A 16,868-nucleotide genomic window follows, 5' to 3' on the forward strand; every position below is an offset into this window, starting at 1 on the left:
TCGGGTGGTTCTGCTGGCAATGGTGGTGGTTCGGGGCGCGGCGGTCGTGTCAGTGGTTCGGACAACTCGTAGCAGACCCATGGGCGTCGGCTCCACCACGGCGCCCCTCTCCGCCCGTCTGTCGTACCCATCGAGGAGGCATCATGCCCGCACTGATTACCGGCCGTCCGTACGGCTGTCGGGCCAAGGCAACCGCGCGTGTAGCCGTGGGACGCCTGGCCACCGGTGAACTCTCATGAGGACGGGGGCACGGGTCCCGCGCGAGGGAAGGGGGCCGACGGCGAAGTCGGGCCCGACTGGACGGCAGCGCGTGGAGAGGGGGAGCGCTACGGCCCTGCTCCGGCGCATCGTTCGCCAGGACCGCAACGACGCGTGGGCTGTCAGGCTCCTCCCCCGTGTCGCCTTCGGGTTCGCCGCCGCCTATACCTTGTTCGCCCTCGCGTCGTCGAGCGGTTCGTCCTTCGTTGCGATCTGCGGGCTGCTCGCGCTGGGGCTGGTCATCTGGTTCATGCGGCGGCGCCGACAACTGCTGCTGGCCCTCACGTCGACTCTGCTCACCGCCGGGCTGACTGGCTACTTCGCCGCGGCAGGCGAAGCGGCCCGCTGGGGCACTTCGGCAATCGTCAGCGGCGAGGCGGTGTTCGGGTACTGGGCGCTGGCCGGCATGGCGCTCCTCGGCGCCTGGATCCCGAAGGGCCACCGCGGGGGACGCGGGATCACGGTCGTGGGTGCAGATCTGATCATTGCCGTCGCATCGGGCGTGGGAATGGTCTGGCCGGAGGCGGGCGTCCCCATCGCCTTCGTGGGGGTCACCTTGGTCCTGATTTTCCGCGGCCGCGTACGAGTCGTAAGCAACGGGCTGCGGAAGGCTTCCAACAGGCGGCTCGGCCGCAAGGGCACTACAGCTGAAGGCAGTTGATGGAACCGTGAATGTCTCGATTCGCCTATGCGTGATCGAATCGGATCATTTGCATGTTCGTTGCGCACGGTTGACAGATTGCACTAGAGTTCCTTGTGATCATAGATCATCACGGGGGATTACATACATGCGTATGGCAAGCCATGCGGCGCTGTTTGCACCACCCTTACCATCCTCGCGCAAGCCCATACGGTCTCGCGTCCCCGATGTCGCGGTGTCCTGTCAGCGGCGCCCTGACGTGTTCCAGCACCCACTGCTGGAGAACGCCCGGCCCAAATCCGAGGACTCCGCCAGTCAGCGCCACCACCACCTGGTACTTCTGCACACTGCACGTGATCTGTGCGCGTCCTGTCCGCTGTGGGCCGAGTGCCTCCAGGACGCGATCGCGCACGCCGAGCCCTACGGCTACACGGCGGCGACCACCGCCGAGGACCGCCGTTGGATCCGACGCCGGCTCGGGATCGGAGACGATAACGGCGACCTTCCCATCCGCGACACCACCCGGTCCGGCTGCACTTCCGAAGCCTGGCGACTCGCACGCCTGCGATCACGTGCTGGTGGTTCGGTTCCGTTCCGGCCTCTTGGCGATCACGATTTTCCCGAACTGAAGCAGATCCTGGACGCTTTCGACATGCTGCAGGAGCAATGGGAGCGACAGCGGGACCTGTTGAAAGAGGCACACGCCGAGGCATCCGCACCCGCACCCGCACCCGCACCGGCGCGATCGGATATCCCGTCGAGGACGGAAGCACCGTTGGAAGACAAGGGCGAAGATCCGATGGTAGGGGTCGACTCCGGACAACGGATCGTCTTCTCGCTGGAGGACCCGGCCGAGGCCGTACAACAGGCCGTACTGGGCCCTCTGGTGCGGTCCGCACTGCCCACGGTGCTCAGCGTGGAGCAGGTCGCCGCCATGCTGACAAGGGTGCCCGGCGGCGATGTCGGGCCTGAGACGCTGAACAGCATCCGCGAGCTGCGGGTGGCCCTGGCGTCCATGCTACCTACGGACGAAGGTCCCTCGGGCGAGACCGACGAGGCGAGTGCCCCGTCCCTTCTCACCAGTTCCGTGGGCGTCAAGCTCGCGATGACCGACCCAGTGGCCGCGCTGCGACGCGACTTCTTGCGACCGCTGCTGCGGGATCTGCTTCTTCCCCTCTCCAACATCGAGAAGGTCGCCACCATGTTGACGGCCACGACCGACGGGGACCGCGATACCCGGTTGGAGACGGTCCGCACGGCGCTGCGCGAGCTGCAGGCCTTCCTCCCACGCATCGAAGCGAGTTGCCCGCCGGACGGCAACGGCTCCCAGCCGCGCGCCTCGCGCGGTGTCGGTTCCCCGGATGCCGGGCCGCGCGATCATGCGGCGGCCACGTCCAGTGTCCGTGCCGCCGTGGTACGGACCGTGGCGACCTTCCCGGGCGCGTTCTCGGCCGGGGACGTGTTACACCTGATGCCGCCCGGCAGGTACGGCGCCACCAGGAAGACCGTAAGCAACATACTGTCCACCCTGGTCAAGTCCGGTCAGCTGGAACGTCTCTCGCGGGGTAGGTACGCCCGCCTCCACGACCTGGCCGACGGCAACGAGGCCACCAACAGCTGACCTGCGCCGGAGTGGCCCCGGCCGGAGGGAAGAACCGATGAGCGAATCGACTCACCCCTCAGGCACAGTCGATGGGCAGGGCGCTCAGACACGGGTCTTCTCGCCCAATGCCGCTCTGGTCGACGGCGTTCCGGTGACCGCTCCGCCCTACGGAGACATCCAGGACGTGATCCTGTCGATCCTCCAGCAGCGCGCCCAGCAACTGGGGGCCTGCTCTGGCGGCCATCGTGGACGCCCGCTTGGCCAGCACGATCCTTCTTCTCGTGCACCCGGGCGGATCGACGGAACAGGTCGCCCGACCCGGCTCGGCCGGGTCGGGCGATGCGCCGTTCAGAGGGACGCACCGTCGTGAACACCAGCCGAAAGGTCCGTGATCCGGCAGTTGTTGATGATCACTTCACGAGTCGCTTTCCCCACCACCCAACCGTGATCAACCATCAATGGCTCGACGTCTCACTGCCTACCGTGCGCGAGCCCGTGAGGTAGGCGGCTCGACAGACGTCGGCTTACCGTCCCTGACCCGGGAAACTCAGTGCGTGCCGTCGTTCCTATCCGGATGGCCAAGTCGCTTAAGAGGTACGTTCTTTGGCCGGAACGTCTCCACTAGACTCGCGGTGAAGGGTCCTCGATGGAGAACGGGACATCTCACCTGAACAGAGAGGTGCCGATGACGTGTCCAAGAGCATGATGAGTAAGTCCGTTATTGACAGGTCCCCTCACGTGTGGTCGACGGATCAATTGATCGGCGTGCTCGTGACCGGCTTGCTTGGTCTGACCTGGGGTCTCGGCGTATTGGCCTGGATATCGGGAGGTCTCGTCGCGCTGACCACCCATGGCTCCTGGCCCGACCAGCCGTTCTCCGCCTCGTTTTCGCTGCCCGTCCAGCTGGCCATGCACTGGGACGAACGCACGCTCGCGTGGCCGGCCGAGGACCGCTCCCTGCTGGGACCCGACTGGTTCTTCTGGTCGACCTTCCTCGTCCTGGTCGTCGCGGTAGGGACCCTAGTGAAGATCGTGGTTTCACGGGTCTCTCGTTCAATGGCCCAGTACCGTCGCACACGCCCCGTCAAGGCACGCAAGGAGCAGCGGGACAAATCCGCCATATGGGCGCAGCCCGCGGATATTGAATCCCTGGTGGTCCCCGACAGGAAGACCCTCTCCGGGCGGGTCTACCTGGGCGAGATGGCGGACAAGCCGTCGGTCAAGGTGGCGACTTCGCGTTACACCTCGATCGCGGTCATCGCGCCGACAGGTTCGTCGAAGACGGTGAAGTATGTCGTACCGACCATATTGACCTGGCCCGATTCCGTCTTCGTCACATCTACCAAGAATGACGTCGCGGATCTGACGCTGAACTTCCGGGGCGAGGGACTTGGTCGACCGGTCTACATTTTCGACCCCGCCGGAGAATGGCCGGAACATCAGCGAAAGTATCTGTGCGCCTGGTCGCCGCTTATGGCGATTCATGAATTCAACGACGCCGACAAGGTCGCTTCATGGCTCGCCGAGGCGGTGATGCAGGGTGCCACTGAGAGCGGGGCGGTTCGTTACAACATCAACCTGACCCAGATCGCCTTGGCGCCGATGTTGTGGATCGCCCGGAAGACCAACAATTCGATGCTGGACATTGCCGACTGGTGCGGCTACAAGGATTTTGATCGGATCGAGGCACTTTTCGACGAATACGAGACCACCGTCACGGACCCATCGGCGAAGAAGGATTTGGCGTTGGCTCGTCGCGGAATGACGGCGACTCAGGGGCGTCATCCCAAGGACCTGGGATACATTTTTGCCAATGCAGACCTCATCCTCAAGCCGTTCGTTTCGGGGCAAATGGCGCCCACAACGGACATCCGGTTTGACGAAGAAGGGAAGCCGTACAGCCCTTTCGGGCGCCAGATCCTGGACATCGAGAACGTACTGGATACGGGCGGTACTATCTATGCCATCAGCGACGAGGAAGAACAGGAATTGCTGAGCCCCGTATTCCAGACGGTGGCGAACTCCTATCTCCGGGCGGCCCGGAAGCGGCAGCAGCGACAGGCTGCCGGCCCTCTGCTGAATCCCCCATTGCTCTTGCTTGAAGAGGCCGCCAACGTCGCCCCGTTGCCGACTCTCGACAAGATGGTTGCGACTTATCGCGGATTTGGCATCGTCATCATGTCGATCTGGCAGGACGAGTCGCAGATAAGCACGCTGTACGGTCCACGGGCCCCCACGGTTCTAGGGAATCACACCACGCGACTATATTTGCCCGGATCCTCGGACGACAATACACTTGGCCGACTTTCCCGACTGATCGGAGATCAGTCTGTTTCGCAACTCAAGGTCGGGTACTCGTATCAGGATTCGGACCAGGACCAGGACCGACGGATAACGGTTACCGACGGCGTCGAGGACATGCGGCTGGCGCCGATCGAATATTTGCGCACCTTGCCGAAGGACGTCGCGATCGTCTTGTCCGGTAATCTCCCGCCCATCAAGGTCGCAGCGAAACCGTGGTTCAAGGACCCGGAAATGCGTGCACGCATCGGCCTGGAAATGTGCGAGAAGTACGATCGCGCTTTCGGTTAGCCACGAGCGTTCGCCCGGAGCAGAGAGAGGATACGCTCTGGATTTCTGGGGCGTTTTCGCGGATGTGGGGAATTGAGGGTGAGGGGCCACTGACTTGGGGCGGTACCCGGCGCTGCGGTGGCCCACCACCGTACGGTCACTGTGGCGCCGGGGAGGTTCGCGCCCGGTCATCTGGGCGAGCTGACGGCGATTGTGCCGTTCGAGTTGGTCGACGCGGTCTTGTCGGAGACACGGGCCGTGCAGCGGCGGCTGCGTGATCTCTTTTCCCCGGTCGGGGTCTGCTTCCTGCTCGCGGTGTGCCTCTTTCCCGAGGTCGGCCACTGGCTCGTCTGGAACAGCTGACCGCCGGGCTGGCCGGGACGCCGGTCGTCGCCGACGCCGTACCAGGCACTATGGACGGTCATGGTCGATCCGCCGAGTCTCTTCCCGGCACCGACCCGGACCGCTACGGATTCACCATCGCCTTCCAGACCACCCACGAGCAGGTCTTCCAGGCCGCCGGCATCATCGGACGACGGGTCCTGGCCGGCCTGCTCCCGGCCGACGACAGCGAGTGAGTGCCCCCGCGGCAAGGTCAACCACCGATCGCCCGCTACAGCGGACGACAGGACGACAGACGCCCCGACACCAGCAGCACCGTCACCGGCCTCGCCACCGGCCGGGAAGCGAGCACACCCGCTGCCCCTGCGGCTACTGCCTGACTCGTGAAGTCGTGACGGCCCGCTTGCCCTCCGTCGAACGCAACGAAGAGCCCACCGGCAAAGATCAGCCAGGAATCGACGAACGCCGGCCCCTTCACCACGGCTGCAGGATCGGGCACCTGGTGCATCTGGCCCCCACCACCTCAGTGATCTGAGCCAGTCCCATCGGCAGCGCGAGGGAACTCCGTTCACGGGAGGACAGGTCAACTGGACCTATCCCGGACGGTACTGTCTGTTGCGCCGGGAGTGCTGTCCTGTTGCAGCGGTGTGCCGGGGATGGCTTGGCCGTTTGCCAAGATCACATCCGGTTGACACCCAATACCCAGATGCAATGCAGGTCAGGGCCGGTTCCCCTTAAGGGAAACCGGCCCTGACCTGCTACTCAGCTGTCGGGGTGGCGGGATTTGAACCCACGACCTCTTCGTCCCGAACGAAGCGCGCTGCCAAGCTGCGCCACACCCCGATGTCCCCGCATCAGCGGCGACGTCGATTACTTTAGCCCACCGGGGGCCGGAGACGAAATCCGGTTTCCCGGCCCCCGTGGGCGTCCGCGTACCCGGTCAGGGCGCGGGGACCAGGGTCAACAGGGACACCTCCGGGGGGCAGGCGAACCGGACGGGGGTGTACCGGCTGGTGCCGCAGCCCGCGGAGACGTGGAGGTGCGAGGTGCGCCCCGCGGCGGTGTGCGTGGAGAGGCCCTTGACCCGGTCGGTGTCGAGGTCGCAGTTGGTGACGAGCGCACCGTAGAAGGGGATGCACAGCTGGCCCCCGTGGGTGTGGCCGGCCAGGATCAGCGGGTAGCCGTCCTCGGCGAACGCGTCCAGCGCCCGCAGGTACGGCGCGTGGACGATGCCCATGGAGAAGTCGGCCGAGGGGTCGGGGCCGCCCGCCACCTGGGCGTAGCGGTCCCGCTTGATGTGGGGGTCGTCCAAACCCGTGAGCCCGATCTCCACGCCGCTCGCGCCCGTCGCCAGCTTGAGCGTGCTCCGCGTGTTCGTGAGGTTCAGCCAGCCGGCCGCGTCGAAGCCGTCCCGCAGGTCCTCCCACGGGTTGCGGACCACGCCCACGGCGGGCGGGTTGCCGTTGAGGCCGTGCTGTCCGCGGGCCTTTTCGAACAGGTACCGCGCGGGGTTGCGCAGGGTCGGTCCGTAGTAGTCGTTCGAACCGAACACGTACGCCCCGGGGAACTCCATCAGCGGGCCGAGCGCGTCGAGGACCTCGGGGACGCCCTCCGGGTCCGACAGGTTGTCCCCGGTGTTGATCACGAAGTCGGGGCGCAGGCCCGCCAGGGAACGCAGCCACCGCTGCTTCTTCCGCTGACCGCTGACCATGTGGATGTCCGACACCTGGAGGACCCGCAGCGGACGCATCCCTCGCGGGAGGACCGGAACGGTCACTCGCCGGAGACGGTACGAACGGGCCTCGAAACCCGCCGAGTAGAGCAGGCCGGCGGCGCCGACTGCCGCGATTGACAGGGGTACTCCATAACGCGCTCGCATGCCCCCCATCGTGTCAGACTCGAACAACTCTTCCGCGATCGGTGTGATCATTCGGCGGCGTCCGGCCCGGCCCAAGCCTGCGGCCGGATCTGTGCCCGGACCTGCGGCCGGACCTGCGGGGGGACGTGCGGCGGGGGGCGTTCCCGCGGCGCTGCGTAAATCGCCGGGCGTCCGGTCGGTCCCGCCTGCGACAATCCCCCCATGACCACGCTCAAGTCCAAGCTCAAGGAAGACCTCACCACTGCCATCCGGGGGCGCGACGAACTGCGCTCCTCGACGCTCCGGCTGACCCTCACGGCGATCACCAAGGAAGAGGTCGCCGGCACCCAGGCCCGTGAGCTGTCCGACGACGAGGTGCGCAAGGTGATCGCCCGCGAGGCGAAGAAGCGTCGTGAGGCCGCCGACGCCTTCGCCCAGGGCGGCCGGGCCGAGCAGGCCGAGCGGGAGAAGGCGGAGGGCGAGGTCCTCGCCGAGTACCTGCCGAAGCAGCTCAGCGACGACGAGCTGCGGGAGATCGTCGAGCAGGCCGTGGCCCAGGCCCGTGCGGCGGGTGCCGAGGGGCCCCGTGCGATGGGCCAGGTCATGAAGATCGTGAATCCGAAGGTGGCCGGTCTGGCGGAGGGCGGCCGGGTCGCCGCCCTCGTCAAGCAGCTCCTCGCAGGCTGACGAAGCCTGCGGCGGCTCGACACCGGGACCGGCCCGGACGCCTGTCCGGACGCGTGTCCGGACGTGGCGGGCCCGGCGGGTACGACTGAGGGGCGCCCCGGCACACATCGCGTGTGTCGGGGCGCCCCTCAGCGCTGTCCGGTGCCCGCCACCACCCGTGGGCGGCGGGGGCGCGGATCAGTCGCTTCCGCGCCCGTCGCCCGCGCCGGCACTGCGCCCGGCGCTACCGCCCCCGTTGCCGCCGCTCGTGCCGGGGCGGACATCGGTGTCCGGGCCGCCCGTGCCACCGGGCCGGCCGCCGTTCGTGCCACCGAGGAGTCCGCCGATCAGGCCGTCGCCGGGTCGACCGTCCTCGTTGTCGCCGTCACCGCCCTCGTCGCCCCCGTCGCCCTCGCCGTCCTCGTTCTTCGGCTTGCGCGGGGTGTCGGGGATGTTGATCAGCTTGAAGTCGGGGGCTGCCTTGTCGGCGAGCGCCCCGGTCATGGCGTCGCGCCAGATCGGACCGGGGACCTGACCGCCGAAGACCTTGTCGTGGTACTGGCCGCCGATGGTGATGTTGACCATCCGCTGCTTGTGCGCCGGGTCACCGACCCAGACCGCTCCCGCAGCGTTCGGGGTGTACCCGACGAACCAGGCGGCGTAGCGGAAGTCCGTCGTACCGGTCTTGCCCGCGCTCGGGCGGGAACCCAGACCTGCCTCCTTGCCGGTACCGGCCTCGACCACGCCCCGCAGGAGGGTGTTCACGGTGTCGGCGGTCCGCTCGGACATCGCGCGGGAGCAGGTGGTCTTCGGGATCCGCAGCGACTTCTTCTCGGCGTTGGTGATCGACTGGATGGCCACCGGGGTGCAGTACGTGCCGCGCGAGGCGAAGGTGGCGTACGCGCCCGCCATGGTGAGCGGGGACATCTCCTCGGTGCCCAGCGCGATCGACGGGCCCTGTGCCAGCTTGCCGCCGTCGGCGCGCTCGACGCCCATCTGCTTGGCGAGCGTGGTGACCGGGCAGATGCCGATCTCGCTGATCAGCTCGACGTAGTAGGTGTTGACCGACTTCGCGGTCGCCTCCTTCATGCCGTACGGGCCGACCTCGCTCTCGTTCTCGTTCTCCAGCTCCTCGTTCGAGGTGTTCACGTACTTCCCGCCACCACAGGTGTCCACCGGGCTGGGGAAGGGCATCTTGTACGGCGAGGGGAACACCTTCGTCGCGGGGATGCCGCCCTCGATGGCCGCCGCGGCGACGATCGGCTTGAACGTCGAACCGGGCTGGAAGCCGGCGCCGCCGCCCATGTCCTTGTCGACCGAGAGGTTGAGCACGGTCTCGCCCTTGCCCAGGCCGTAGGGGCGGGACTGCCCCATGGCGAGGATCTTGCCCGTACCGGGCTCCACGATCGACATGGCCGTCGCGACCTTGTCGCTCTTGTAGACGTGCTTCTTGACCGAGTCCTGCACGGACTCCTGGGCCTGCGGGTCCATGGTGGTGCGGATGGTGAGGCCGCCGCGGTTCCAGATCTTCGCGCGGTCCTCCTTGGTCTTGCCGAACGCGGGGTCGGTCAGGAAGACGTTGCGCACGTAGTCACAGAAGAAGCCGCCGCCGTTGACGGCGGTGATGCAGCCGTTCTGCGGGCGCTTGACCTTCAGGCCGAGCGGCTTGGCCTTCGCCTTGGCGGCCTCGGCCTGGGTGATGTCCCCGACCTCCGCCATCCGCTGGAGCACGACGTTGCGCCGCTTGGTGGCTTCCGCCTCGTCGTTCACGGGGTCGTACCGGCTGGGGGACTGGACGATGCCGGCGAGCAGCGCGGCCTGCTCGACGTTCAGCTTCTTGGCCGGAATCGAGAAGTAGCGCTGGGAGGCGGCCTCGATGCCGTACGCCTGCTGCCCGAAGAACGTGATGTTCAGGTAGTTCTCCAGGATGCGCTTCTTGCCCAGCTCCTCCTCGACCTGGATCGCGTACTTCAGCTCGCGGATCTTGCGGCCGAGGGTCTGCTGGGTGGCCTGGGCGACCTTCGTCGGGTCGTCGCCCGCCTCCTCGACGAAGACGTTCTTCACGTACTGCTGGGTCAGGGTGGACGCGCCCTGGGCCACCCCGCCGCTCTGCGCGTTCTCGTTGAGGGCGCGCAGGATGCCCTTCGCGTCGATCGCCCCGTGCTCGTAGAAGCGGGAGTCCTCGATCGCGATCACCGCCTTCTGCATGTAAGGCGAGATGTCCTTGAGCGGGACCACCGTGCGGTCGCGCGAGTAGACCGTGGCGAGCGGGCCGCCCTCCGAGTCCAGGATGGTGGTGCGCTGGCTCAGCGGCGGGCGCTTCAGATTGGCGGGGATCTCGTCGAAGCTGTCGACCGAGCCCTTGGCCGCGAGGCCGAGCGCGCCCGCTGCGGGCAGCGCGATACCGGCCAGCACCACTCCAGCGAGCACGCTGACACCGAGGAACTTGGCGGCCTGCTGCGTGGGGGACAGCCCACCGCCCGAGCGCTTGTTTGGCATGGAGGCAGCCTACGTTCTGATTCGCCGGACACACGTATATGCCTTGGCCTAAGCTGCTCACGACTGTCACAGCAGTACGGCCGGACATCAACCCTTCAGTTGGTCAAACCCCTTCCGCCCGAGGAAAGTTCCCCCGAGCGCACGGAGACGTCGGCGGCCCGCGGGGCAGCGTCCGATTCCGCCTCCTGTGTCGCCCCGCGTCCGAAGTGACGTAGGGGAACCCTCCTGCTTTGTGGCTTCCCTCACGCATGTCCAGGCGTCACTCCGTTGGGTGATCTGCCGCGTACGCATAGTCCGTTCGGGCCATTCAAGATTGGGCCCGAAGGGGGTGTTGCGCTGTGCCTGCCTTCCGTAACGTCCTCAACTGGCGGCGGTGAATATGCCGCTGCCGCCGTGGGGGAGCCTCGAATTCGGGAGAGGACGGCGCCGGTATGGGCTGGGTAACCGACTGGAGTGCGCAGGCGGCCTGTCGCACTACCGATCCGGACGAACTGTTCGTACAAGGAGCAGCGCAGAACAGGGCGAAGGCGGTGTGCACCGGGTGTCCGGTGCGTACGGAGTGCCTGGCCGACGCGTTGGACAACCGCGTCGAGTTCGGCGTCTGGGGAGGCATGACCGAGCGGGAACGCCGCGCCTTGCTGCGCCGGCGCCCGACGGTCACGTCCTGGCGCAGACTGCTGGAGACCGCGCGCACCGAGTACGAACGTGGCGCGGGCCTGCTGCCCGTGCACATCGACGACGTGGACGACATGCGCGAGATGGATGACATGGACGAAGTCGCTTCGTACGAGGAGCGGTACGAGAGCTACGCCGCCGTCGGGTAGACGGAACCGTGGACTGAGCGCACCGAGCATCACTCGTTCGGTGGATGTAGTGGATGTACGGGGAGCGGCTCGTGCGTGGGTACGGGAGCACGTGACCCTGCTCGCGCGCTGGTGTGCGCGGGCGTGCGCCGCTCGGGTGCATCGCCGTGCGGGCCCTGTGCGTGCACCACCCGTGCGCCGGCGCGCTGAACAGTCATGCGACGTGCGCTGATGCCCGTGTGCCCTGTGCCGTACGTGTGCATGCCGTGTCGGTACGCGTCGTGCGGGTACGTGTGTCGTGCGGGTGCCGCGGGAACGGTGGTCCGTGACCCTCGTGCGGTACTGACGGTGCCGGGGGAGGCGCCGGGTCGTGCTGTGGAGGAAGACGTGGGGGCGGGGTCGGAGGTTGCTCGGCCCACGGTGATCGTTCTGCCGAGTGCCTTCCGTCCTCCGTCCACCCCCTCGTACTCCCCGTACTCCTCGTACTCCTCGTACTCCGTACTCCTCTGTCTCCTCGTACTTCCTCGTGCCCGCCGGTCAGGACCGGTCGCCCAAGGCCGGTCGGACAGGACCGGTCGGCCAGGGTCGGCCCGGGCCGGTCGGGCGGGGCGTCCGCTCAACCGGCGGGAGTCGTACCCGTCCCACCGGTGGCGGCTGCCGGCGCGGCCAGCCGCTCGCCGACGTCCCGCAGACCCGCCAGGTCGTGGACGTCGCCCGGCAGTGCGGTCACCTCGGTGACGGCCACCTCGGGGTGCAGCGCGGTGAACCGGTCCCGGGTGCGCCACTCGCGGTCCAGCAGTTGCATGCGCTCGGCGTGCAGTCGCAGCAGCCCGGCCGTCAGACGGTCGGGTCCACCGCGGTCGCTCGGGCGGGGGTCGGGGTCACCCGGGTCGCTCGCGCCACGCGGGTGATCGGGGGTTTCGGGACGTTCCGGGCGTGATCGGGGCGAGCTGGGGGGCTCGGGGGTTTCGGGGGGAGCCACACCGCTCCGAAGACCAGCTTTCCCGTCCCCCTGATCGACAATGCCCCGCCCGGCAAGATTTTCCGCGTCGGAGCCCTCCGCCGCCCGCTCGTCGGCACGGTCCGCCGCCACCCGCTCGTCCAGACCCTCCGCCGCCGCGAGCGCCCGCTGCGCGGACAGCCGGGCCGCGCCGCTGGTGTGCACCCGGTTCAGCACCAGCCCCGCGAGCGGCATGTCGTCGGCGGCCAACCGCTCCACGAAGTACGCGGCCTCGCGCAGGGCGTCCCGCTCCGGCGCGGCCACCACCAGGAACGCCGTACCGGGCGCCTGGAGCAGCCGGTAGGTCGCGTCCGCGCGGGTGCGGAAGCCGCCGAACATGGTGTCCATGGCCGCCACGAACGTCTGCACGTCCCGCAACAACTGACTGCCCAGCACCTTGCCGAGGGCGCCGGACACCATCGACATGCCGACGTTCAGGAACTTCATCCCGGCCCGGCCGCCGACCTTCGCCGGGGCCATCAGCACCCGGATGAGCTTCCCGTCCAGGAAGGACCCGAGCCGCTTGGGAGCGTCCAGGAAGTCCAGCGCGGACCGGGACGGCGGGGTGTCCACCACGATCAGGTCCCACTCGTCCCGTGCGCGCAGCTGCCCCAGCTTCTCCATCGCCATGTACTCCTGCGTGCCCGCGAAGCCGGCCGACAGGGACTGGTAGAAGGGGTTCCCCAGGATCGCGGCGGCCCGCTCGGGGTCGGCGTGCGACTCGACGATCTCGTCGAACGTCCGCTTCATGTCCAGCATCATGGCGTGCAGTTCGCCGCCCGCCGCGTCGTCGACGCCCTTCACCCGGCGCGGGGTGTTGTCGAGCGAGTCGATGCCCATGGACTGGGCCAGCCGGCGGGCCGGGTCGATGGTGAGCACGACCACCTTGCGCCCGCGCTCGGCGGCCCGTAGCCCGATCGCCGCGGCCGTCGTCGTCTTCCCGACGCCGCCCGCGCCGCAGCACACCACGATGCGGGTGCGCGGGTCGTCCAACAGGGGGTCCACGGCCAACGCCCGCTCGGTGGGTGCCGTCATGCGCTGTCCTGCTTCCTCAGGTCCGTGGCGAGCCGGTACAGGCCCGCGAGGTCCACGCCCTCGGCGAGCAGCGGCAGTTCGGCCAGCGGGAGGCCGGAGCCTTCGAGCACGGCCCGCTGGGTGTGTTCCAGGGCGCGGCGTTCCGCGTACTCGGCGGCCTGCGCCAGCAGCGGATCGACGAGCTTCTCGGCGTTGCCGCCCTTGCGGGCCCCGCCGAGTCCGGCCGCCGACAGCGACCTGGCGACGGCGGAGCGCGGGACGCCGCCGTCCCCCGCGCCCAGCAGCTCCAGCGATGCCCCGTCCAGCAGTCGGGGGCGCACCATGTTGAGGAAGACCCGGCCCACCGGCAGGTGCGCGGCGCGCAGTTCGGCGATGCCGTCCACGGTCTCCTGGACGGGCATCTCCTCCAACAGGGTCACCAGGTGGACGGCGGTCTGCGGGGACTTGAGGACCCGCATCACGGCCTGCGCCTGGTGGTGCACGGGCCCTATCCGGGCGAGCCCGGCCACCTCGTCGTTCACGTTGAGGAAGCGGGTGATCCGACCGGTGGGCGGCGCGTCCATCACCACGTGGTCGTACGCGAACCGGCCGGCCTTGTCCTTGCGGCGGACCGCCTCGCACGCCTTGCCGGTCAGCAGGACGTCCCGTACGCCGGGTGCCACCGTGGTGGCGAAGTCGATCGCGCCGAGCTTCTTGAGGGCCCGCCCCGCACTGCCCATCTTGTAGAACATCTGGAGGTAGTCCAGCAGGGCCAACTCCGCGTCGATGGCGAGTGCGTACACCTCGCCGCCGCCGGGGGCCACCGCGATCTTCCGCTCCTCGTAGGGCAGCGCCTCCGTCTCGAAGAGTTGCGCGATGCCCTGACGGCCCTCGACCTCGACGAGGAGGGTGCGCTTGCCCTCGGTCGCGAGGGCGAGCGCCAGTGCGGCGGCGACCGTGGTCTTGCCGGTACCGCCCTTGCCGCTGACGACCTGGAACCTGCTCACACCTGCGAGCCTAACCACTGGCACCGCCGCCTACGCAGGAGGCCGCCTTTCCCAGCGGATACAGTCGCCGCATGACCAAGAAGTGGGAATACTCGACCGTGCCGCTGCTCGTCCACGCCACCAAGCAGATCCTCGACAACTGGGGGCAGGACGGCTGGGAGCTGGTGCAGGTCGTTCCGGGTCCGAACCCGGAGCAGCTCGTCGCCTACCTGAAGCGCGAGAAGTCGGAATGAGCGGGGCGGTCGAGACGCGCCTGACCGCGCTGGGACTCGCGTTGCCGCAGGTCGCAGCGCCGCTCGCGGCCTACCAGCCCGCCGTGCGGACCGGTGTGTACGTGTACACCGCGGGCCAGCTGCCCCTGGTGGAGGGCACCCTGCCGCTGACCGGGAAGGTCGGCGCCGAGGTCACCGCCGAGGAGGCGAAGGACCTCGCGAGGACCTGCGCGTTGAACGCGCTGGCCGCGGTGAAGTCGGTCGCCGGGGACCTGGACCGGGTCGCGCGAGTGGTCAAGGTCACCGGGTTCGTCGCGTCGGCGGCGGACTTCACCAGTCAGCCGGGGGTCCTCAACGGGGCCAGCGAGCTGCTGGGCGAGGTCTTCGGGGACAAGGGCGTGCACGCGCGCAGCGCGGTCGGCGTCGCGGTGCTGCCGCTGGACGCGCCGGTCGAGATCGAGGTCCTGGTCGAGCTGGTCGCCGACTAGGTTCCGTCGAGGTCCCGTAGCGGGCCGCGGCGCCGGTGGTGAGCCCCGGTGCCGGGCCCCACGGCCCCCTCGAACATCGGCGCCCCCCGGGATAGCCTCCCGCCATGGTGAACGGGCAGTGGTACCCACCCGAGTGGCCGGACCGCATCCGCGCGTGGGCGGACGGCAGCCTGAGAGCCGTCCCGCCCCGGCGCGCCGCCACCGTGATGCTGCTGCGGGACGCCCCCGACGGACCCCGGGTGCACCTGCTGCGCCGCCGCGCCTCCATGGCCTTCGCCGGGGGCGCGTACGCGTATCCGGGCGGTGGCGTCGACCCCCGTGACGACGACCGCGACCTGCGGTGGGCCGGCCCCCCGCGCGCCTGGTGGGCGGCCCGGCTCGGCACCGACGAGGCGACCGCCCAGGCGATCGTGTGCGCGGCCGTGCGGGAGACGTACGAGGAGTCCGGGGTGCTGCTCGCCGGTCCCGCGCCGGACGCGGTGGTCGCGGACACCACCGGCGGGGACTGGGAGGCCGACCGGGCCGCCCTGGCGGCCCGTGAGACCTCGTTCGCCCGGTTCCTGGACCGACGGGGCCTGGTGCTGCGCTCGGACCTGCTGGGTGCCTGGGCGCGGTGGATCACCCCCGAGTTCGAGCCGCGCCGCTACGACACCTGGTTCTTCGTCGCGGTGCTCCCGGCGGGGCAGCGCGCCCGCAACGCCTCCACGGAGGCCGACCGCACGGTGTGGACCGCGCCGGCCGCAGCCGCCGCCCGTTACGACCGGGGGGAGCTGACGATGATGCCGCCGACCATCGCGACCCTGCGTCAGCTGGTCGGCTTCGGTACGGCCGCCGAGGCGTTGGCCGCCGCTCCGGGTCGGGACCTGACCCCCGTCCTCGCCCGGGCGCGGTTGGAGGGCGACCGGGTGGTGCTGACCTGGCCGGGCCACGAGGAGTTCACCAAGGCGGTGCCCGTGTCCGGGGCCGTCCCGGACGGTGCGCCGGAGTCCGGCGCGGGAGGTGCGCGATGACCGGAACGGTTCCCCTGCCCGGCCAGCCGCGGGGTGCGGTGGTCTCCGGGGCGGCGACCGCGCGGGCGGTGAACGTCCTCGCGCCGAACCCGTCCCCGATGACCCTGGACGGCACCAACACCTGGATCGTGGCCGAGCCGGACTCCCCGCTCGCCGTCGTCATCGACCCGGGCCCGCTGGACGAGTCGCACCTGCGCGCGGTGATCGCGACGGCCGAACGGGCGGGCAAGCGCGTCGCCCTGACCCTGTTGACCCACGGCCACGCCGACCACGCGGAGGGGGCGCACCGCTTCGCCGAGCTGACCGGGACCCGGGTGCGCGCCCTGGACCCGGCGCTGCGGCTCGGGGACGAGGGGCTGGCCGCCGGGGACGTGATCACCACGGGCGGGCTGGAGCTGCGGGTGGTGCCCACCCCGGGGCACACCGCGGACTCGCTCTCCTTCCACCTGCCGGCGGACCGGGCGGTCCTCACCGGGGACACCGTCCTCGGCCGGGGCACCACGATGGTCGCCCATCCGGACGGGCGGCTCGGGGACTACCTGGACTCGCTGCGCCGGCTGCGTTCGCTCACCGTCGACGACGGGGTGCACACGGTCCTGCCCGGGCACGGGCCGGTCCTGGACGACGCGCAGGGCGCCGTGGAGTTCTACCTCGCCCACCGGGCGCACCGGCTGGCCCAGGTGGAGACCGCGGTGGAGGACGGCTGCCGGACCGCGGCGGAGGTCGTGGCCCGGGTGTACGCGGACGTGGACCGTTCGCTGTGGCCCGCGGCCGAGCTGTCCACCCGGGCCCAGCTGGACTACCTGGGCGAACACGGCCTCATCTAGGCCCTGTGGCCGCCCCTGGCCGGCCCGGTGGGGCCCTGAACGCCGAGGAGCGCCCCGTGACCTCACGGGG

The 16,868-nt window shown here is 69.2% G+C and carries 15 protein-coding genes, 1 tRNA gene and 1 pseudogene; 11 read left to right on the forward strand and 6 right to left on the reverse strand.

Features of this window, described 5'->3' with window-relative positions; translation table 11 throughout:
- Window positions 1–310 precede the first annotated feature (310 nt).
- The 5 genes and pseudogenes from ACFWIA_RS20600 (at window position 311) to ACFWIA_RS20620 (ending at window position 5,650) form a co-directional block, all read left to right on the forward strand.
- Entirely contained in the window at window positions 311–919 is a 609-nt protein-coding gene (locus ACFWIA_RS20600) for a hypothetical protein (RefSeq protein WP_387007163.1), read from the forward strand.
- A gap of 238 nt (window positions 920–1,157) precedes the next feature.
- Window positions 1,158–2,519 (forward strand): WhiB family transcriptional regulator, encoded by a 1,362-nt coding sequence (locus ACFWIA_RS20605; protein WP_387007165.1) that lies wholly within the window; start codon window positions 1,158–1,160, stop codon window positions 2,517–2,519.
- Between the two features lie 672 nt (window positions 2,520–3,191).
- A complete protein-coding gene (locus ACFWIA_RS20610) occupies window positions 3,192–5,093 on the forward strand; it encodes a type IV secretory system conjugative DNA transfer family protein (RefSeq protein ID WP_387007167.1) in 1,902 nt (633 codons plus the stop codon).
- A gap of 117 nt (window positions 5,094–5,210) precedes the next feature.
- A pseudogene (locus ACFWIA_RS20615) lies at window positions 5,211–5,452 on the forward strand (transposase domain-containing protein); the annotation flags it as partial.
- A 33-nt stretch (window positions 5,453–5,485) separates the two neighbouring features.
- Window positions 5,486–5,650 carry a hypothetical protein gene (locus tag ACFWIA_RS20620; protein ID WP_387007195.1) on the forward strand — a complete coding sequence of 55 codons (165 nt, stop codon included), beginning with the start codon at window positions 5,486–5,488 and terminating at the stop codon, window positions 5,648–5,650.
- A gap of 35 nt (window positions 5,651–5,685) precedes the next feature.
- On the opposite strand, the gene ACFWIA_RS20625 is transcribed toward ACFWIA_RS20620, so the two are convergent.
- The 3 genes from ACFWIA_RS20625 to ACFWIA_RS20635 all read right to left on the reverse strand — a co-directional run bounded on the left by ACFWIA_RS20625 (window position 5,686) and on the right by ACFWIA_RS20635 (window position 7,293).
- Window positions 5,686–5,922: a hypothetical protein gene (locus ACFWIA_RS20625; protein WP_387007169.1), complete on the reverse strand. Its 237-nt coding sequence runs from the start codon at window positions 5,920–5,922 to the stop codon at window positions 5,686–5,688.
- 261 nt (window positions 5,923–6,183) lie between these two features.
- Window positions 6,184–6,257 (reverse strand) — tRNA-Pro (locus ACFWIA_RS20630).
- A gap of 97 nt (window positions 6,258–6,354) precedes the next feature.
- Window positions 6,355–7,293: a metallophosphoesterase gene (locus ACFWIA_RS20635; protein ID WP_387007171.1), complete on the reverse strand. Its 939-nt coding sequence runs from the start codon at window positions 7,291–7,293 to the stop codon at window positions 6,355–6,357.
- Between the two features lie 201 nt (window positions 7,294–7,494).
- Between ACFWIA_RS20635 and ACFWIA_RS20640 the strand changes: the two genes are divergently transcribed.
- Window positions 7,495–7,959: a GatB/YqeY domain-containing protein gene (locus tag ACFWIA_RS20640; RefSeq protein ID WP_387007172.1), complete on the forward strand. Its 465-nt coding sequence runs from the start codon at window positions 7,495–7,497 to the stop codon at window positions 7,957–7,959.
- A gap of 177 nt (window positions 7,960–8,136) precedes the next feature.
- Here ACFWIA_RS20640 and ACFWIA_RS20645 read toward each other — a convergent pair whose 3' ends face one another.
- Window positions 8,137–10,437: a transglycosylase domain-containing protein gene (locus ACFWIA_RS20645; RefSeq protein WP_387007174.1), complete on the reverse strand. Its 2,301-nt coding sequence runs from the start codon at window positions 10,435–10,437 to the stop codon at window positions 8,137–8,139.
- 431 nt (window positions 10,438–10,868) lie between these two features.
- Here ACFWIA_RS20645 and ACFWIA_RS20650 point away from each other — a divergent pair, with 431 nt between their 5' ends.
- Complete coding sequence (locus ACFWIA_RS20650) at window positions 10,869–11,261, forward strand: WhiB family transcriptional regulator (RefSeq protein ID WP_385484384.1); 393 nt, start codon at window positions 10,869–10,871, stop codon at window positions 11,259–11,261.
- 595 nt (window positions 11,262–11,856) lie between these two features.
- Here ACFWIA_RS20650 and ACFWIA_RS20655 read toward each other — a convergent pair.
- Both ACFWIA_RS20655 and ACFWIA_RS20660 read right to left on the reverse strand, forming a co-directional pair.
- Entirely contained in the window at window positions 11,857–13,275 is a 1,419-nt protein-coding gene (locus tag ACFWIA_RS20655; protein WP_387007177.1) for an ArsA family ATPase, read from the reverse strand.
- On the reverse strand, window positions 13,272–14,261 hold the full coding sequence (locus ACFWIA_RS20660; protein WP_387007179.1) for an ArsA family ATPase: 990 nt from the start codon (window positions 14,259–14,261) through the stop codon (window positions 13,272–13,274). Before ACFWIA_RS20660 ends, ACFWIA_RS20655 begins: the two co-directional genes overlap by 4 nt.
- A gap of 71 nt (window positions 14,262–14,332) precedes the next feature.
- Here ACFWIA_RS20660 and ACFWIA_RS20665 point away from each other — a divergent pair, with 71 nt between their 5' ends.
- The 4 genes from ACFWIA_RS20665 (at window position 14,333) to ACFWIA_RS20680 (ending at window position 16,798) form a co-directional block, all read left to right on the forward strand.
- A complete protein-coding gene (locus ACFWIA_RS20665; protein ID WP_387007181.1) occupies window positions 14,333–14,494 on the forward strand; it encodes a DUF4177 domain-containing protein in 162 nt (53 codons plus the stop codon).
- Window positions 14,491–14,961: a RidA family protein gene (locus ACFWIA_RS20670; RefSeq protein ID WP_387007183.1), complete on the forward strand. Its 471-nt coding sequence runs from the start codon at window positions 14,491–14,493 to the stop codon at window positions 14,959–14,961. Before ACFWIA_RS20665 ends, ACFWIA_RS20670 begins: the two co-directional genes overlap by 4 nt.
- A gap of 104 nt (window positions 14,962–15,065) precedes the next feature.
- Entirely contained in the window at window positions 15,066–15,971 is a 906-nt protein-coding gene (locus ACFWIA_RS20675) for an NUDIX hydrolase (protein ID WP_387007185.1), read from the forward strand.
- Window positions 15,968–16,798 carry an MBL fold metallo-hydrolase gene (locus tag ACFWIA_RS20680; RefSeq protein ID WP_387007187.1) on the forward strand — a complete coding sequence of 277 codons (831 nt, stop codon included), beginning with the start codon at window positions 15,968–15,970 and terminating at the stop codon, window positions 16,796–16,798. Before ACFWIA_RS20675 ends, ACFWIA_RS20680 begins: the two co-directional genes overlap by 4 nt.
- Window positions 16,799–16,868: the final 70 nt, after the last annotated feature.

It is taken from the genome of Streptomyces sp. NPDC127068, assembly GCF_042724695.1.
In the GTDB taxonomy this organism is placed as follows: Bacteria; Actinomycetota; Actinomycetes; order Streptomycetales; family Streptomycetaceae; genus Streptomyces.

What these genes read in the sequence shown, in the direction of transcription:
- ACFWIA_RS20620 (WP_387007195.1), top strand. Translation starts at nt 5,486, where the DNA reads ATGGACGGTCATGGTCGATCCGCCGAGTCTCTTCCCGGCACCGACCCG.
- ACFWIA_RS20625 (WP_387007169.1), bottom strand. Translation starts at nt 5,922, where the DNA reads ATGCACCAGGTGCCCGATCCTGCAGCCGTGGTGAAGGGGCCGGCGTTC.
- ACFWIA_RS20635 (WP_387007171.1), bottom strand. Translation starts at nt 7,293, where the DNA reads ATGCGAGCGCGTTATGGAGTACCCCTGTCAATCGCGGCAGTCGGCGCC.
- ACFWIA_RS20640 (WP_387007172.1), top strand. Translation starts at nt 7,495, where the DNA reads ATGACCACGCTCAAGTCCAAGCTCAAGGAAGACCTCACCACTGCCATC.
- ACFWIA_RS20645 (WP_387007174.1), bottom strand. Translation starts at nt 10,437, where the DNA reads ATGCCAAACAAGCGCTCGGGCGGTGGGCTGTCCCCCACGCAGCAGGCC.
- ACFWIA_RS20650 (WP_385484384.1), top strand. Translation starts at nt 10,869, where the DNA reads ATGGGCTGGGTAACCGACTGGAGTGCGCAGGCGGCCTGTCGCACTACC.
- ACFWIA_RS20655 (WP_387007177.1), bottom strand. Translation starts at nt 13,275, where the DNA reads ATGACGGCACCCACCGAGCGGGCGTTGGCCGTGGACCCCCTGTTGGAC.
- ACFWIA_RS20665 (WP_387007181.1), top strand. Translation starts at nt 14,333, where the DNA reads ATGACCAAGAAGTGGGAATACTCGACCGTGCCGCTGCTCGTCCACGCC.
- ACFWIA_RS20670 (WP_387007183.1), top strand. Translation starts at nt 14,491, where the DNA reads ATGAGCGGGGCGGTCGAGACGCGCCTGACCGCGCTGGGACTCGCGTTG.
- ACFWIA_RS20675 (WP_387007185.1), top strand. Translation starts at nt 15,066, where the DNA reads ATGGTGAACGGGCAGTGGTACCCACCCGAGTGGCCGGACCGCATCCGC.
- ACFWIA_RS20680 (WP_387007187.1), top strand. Translation starts at nt 15,968, where the DNA reads ATGACCGGAACGGTTCCCCTGCCCGGCCAGCCGCGGGGTGCGGTGGTC.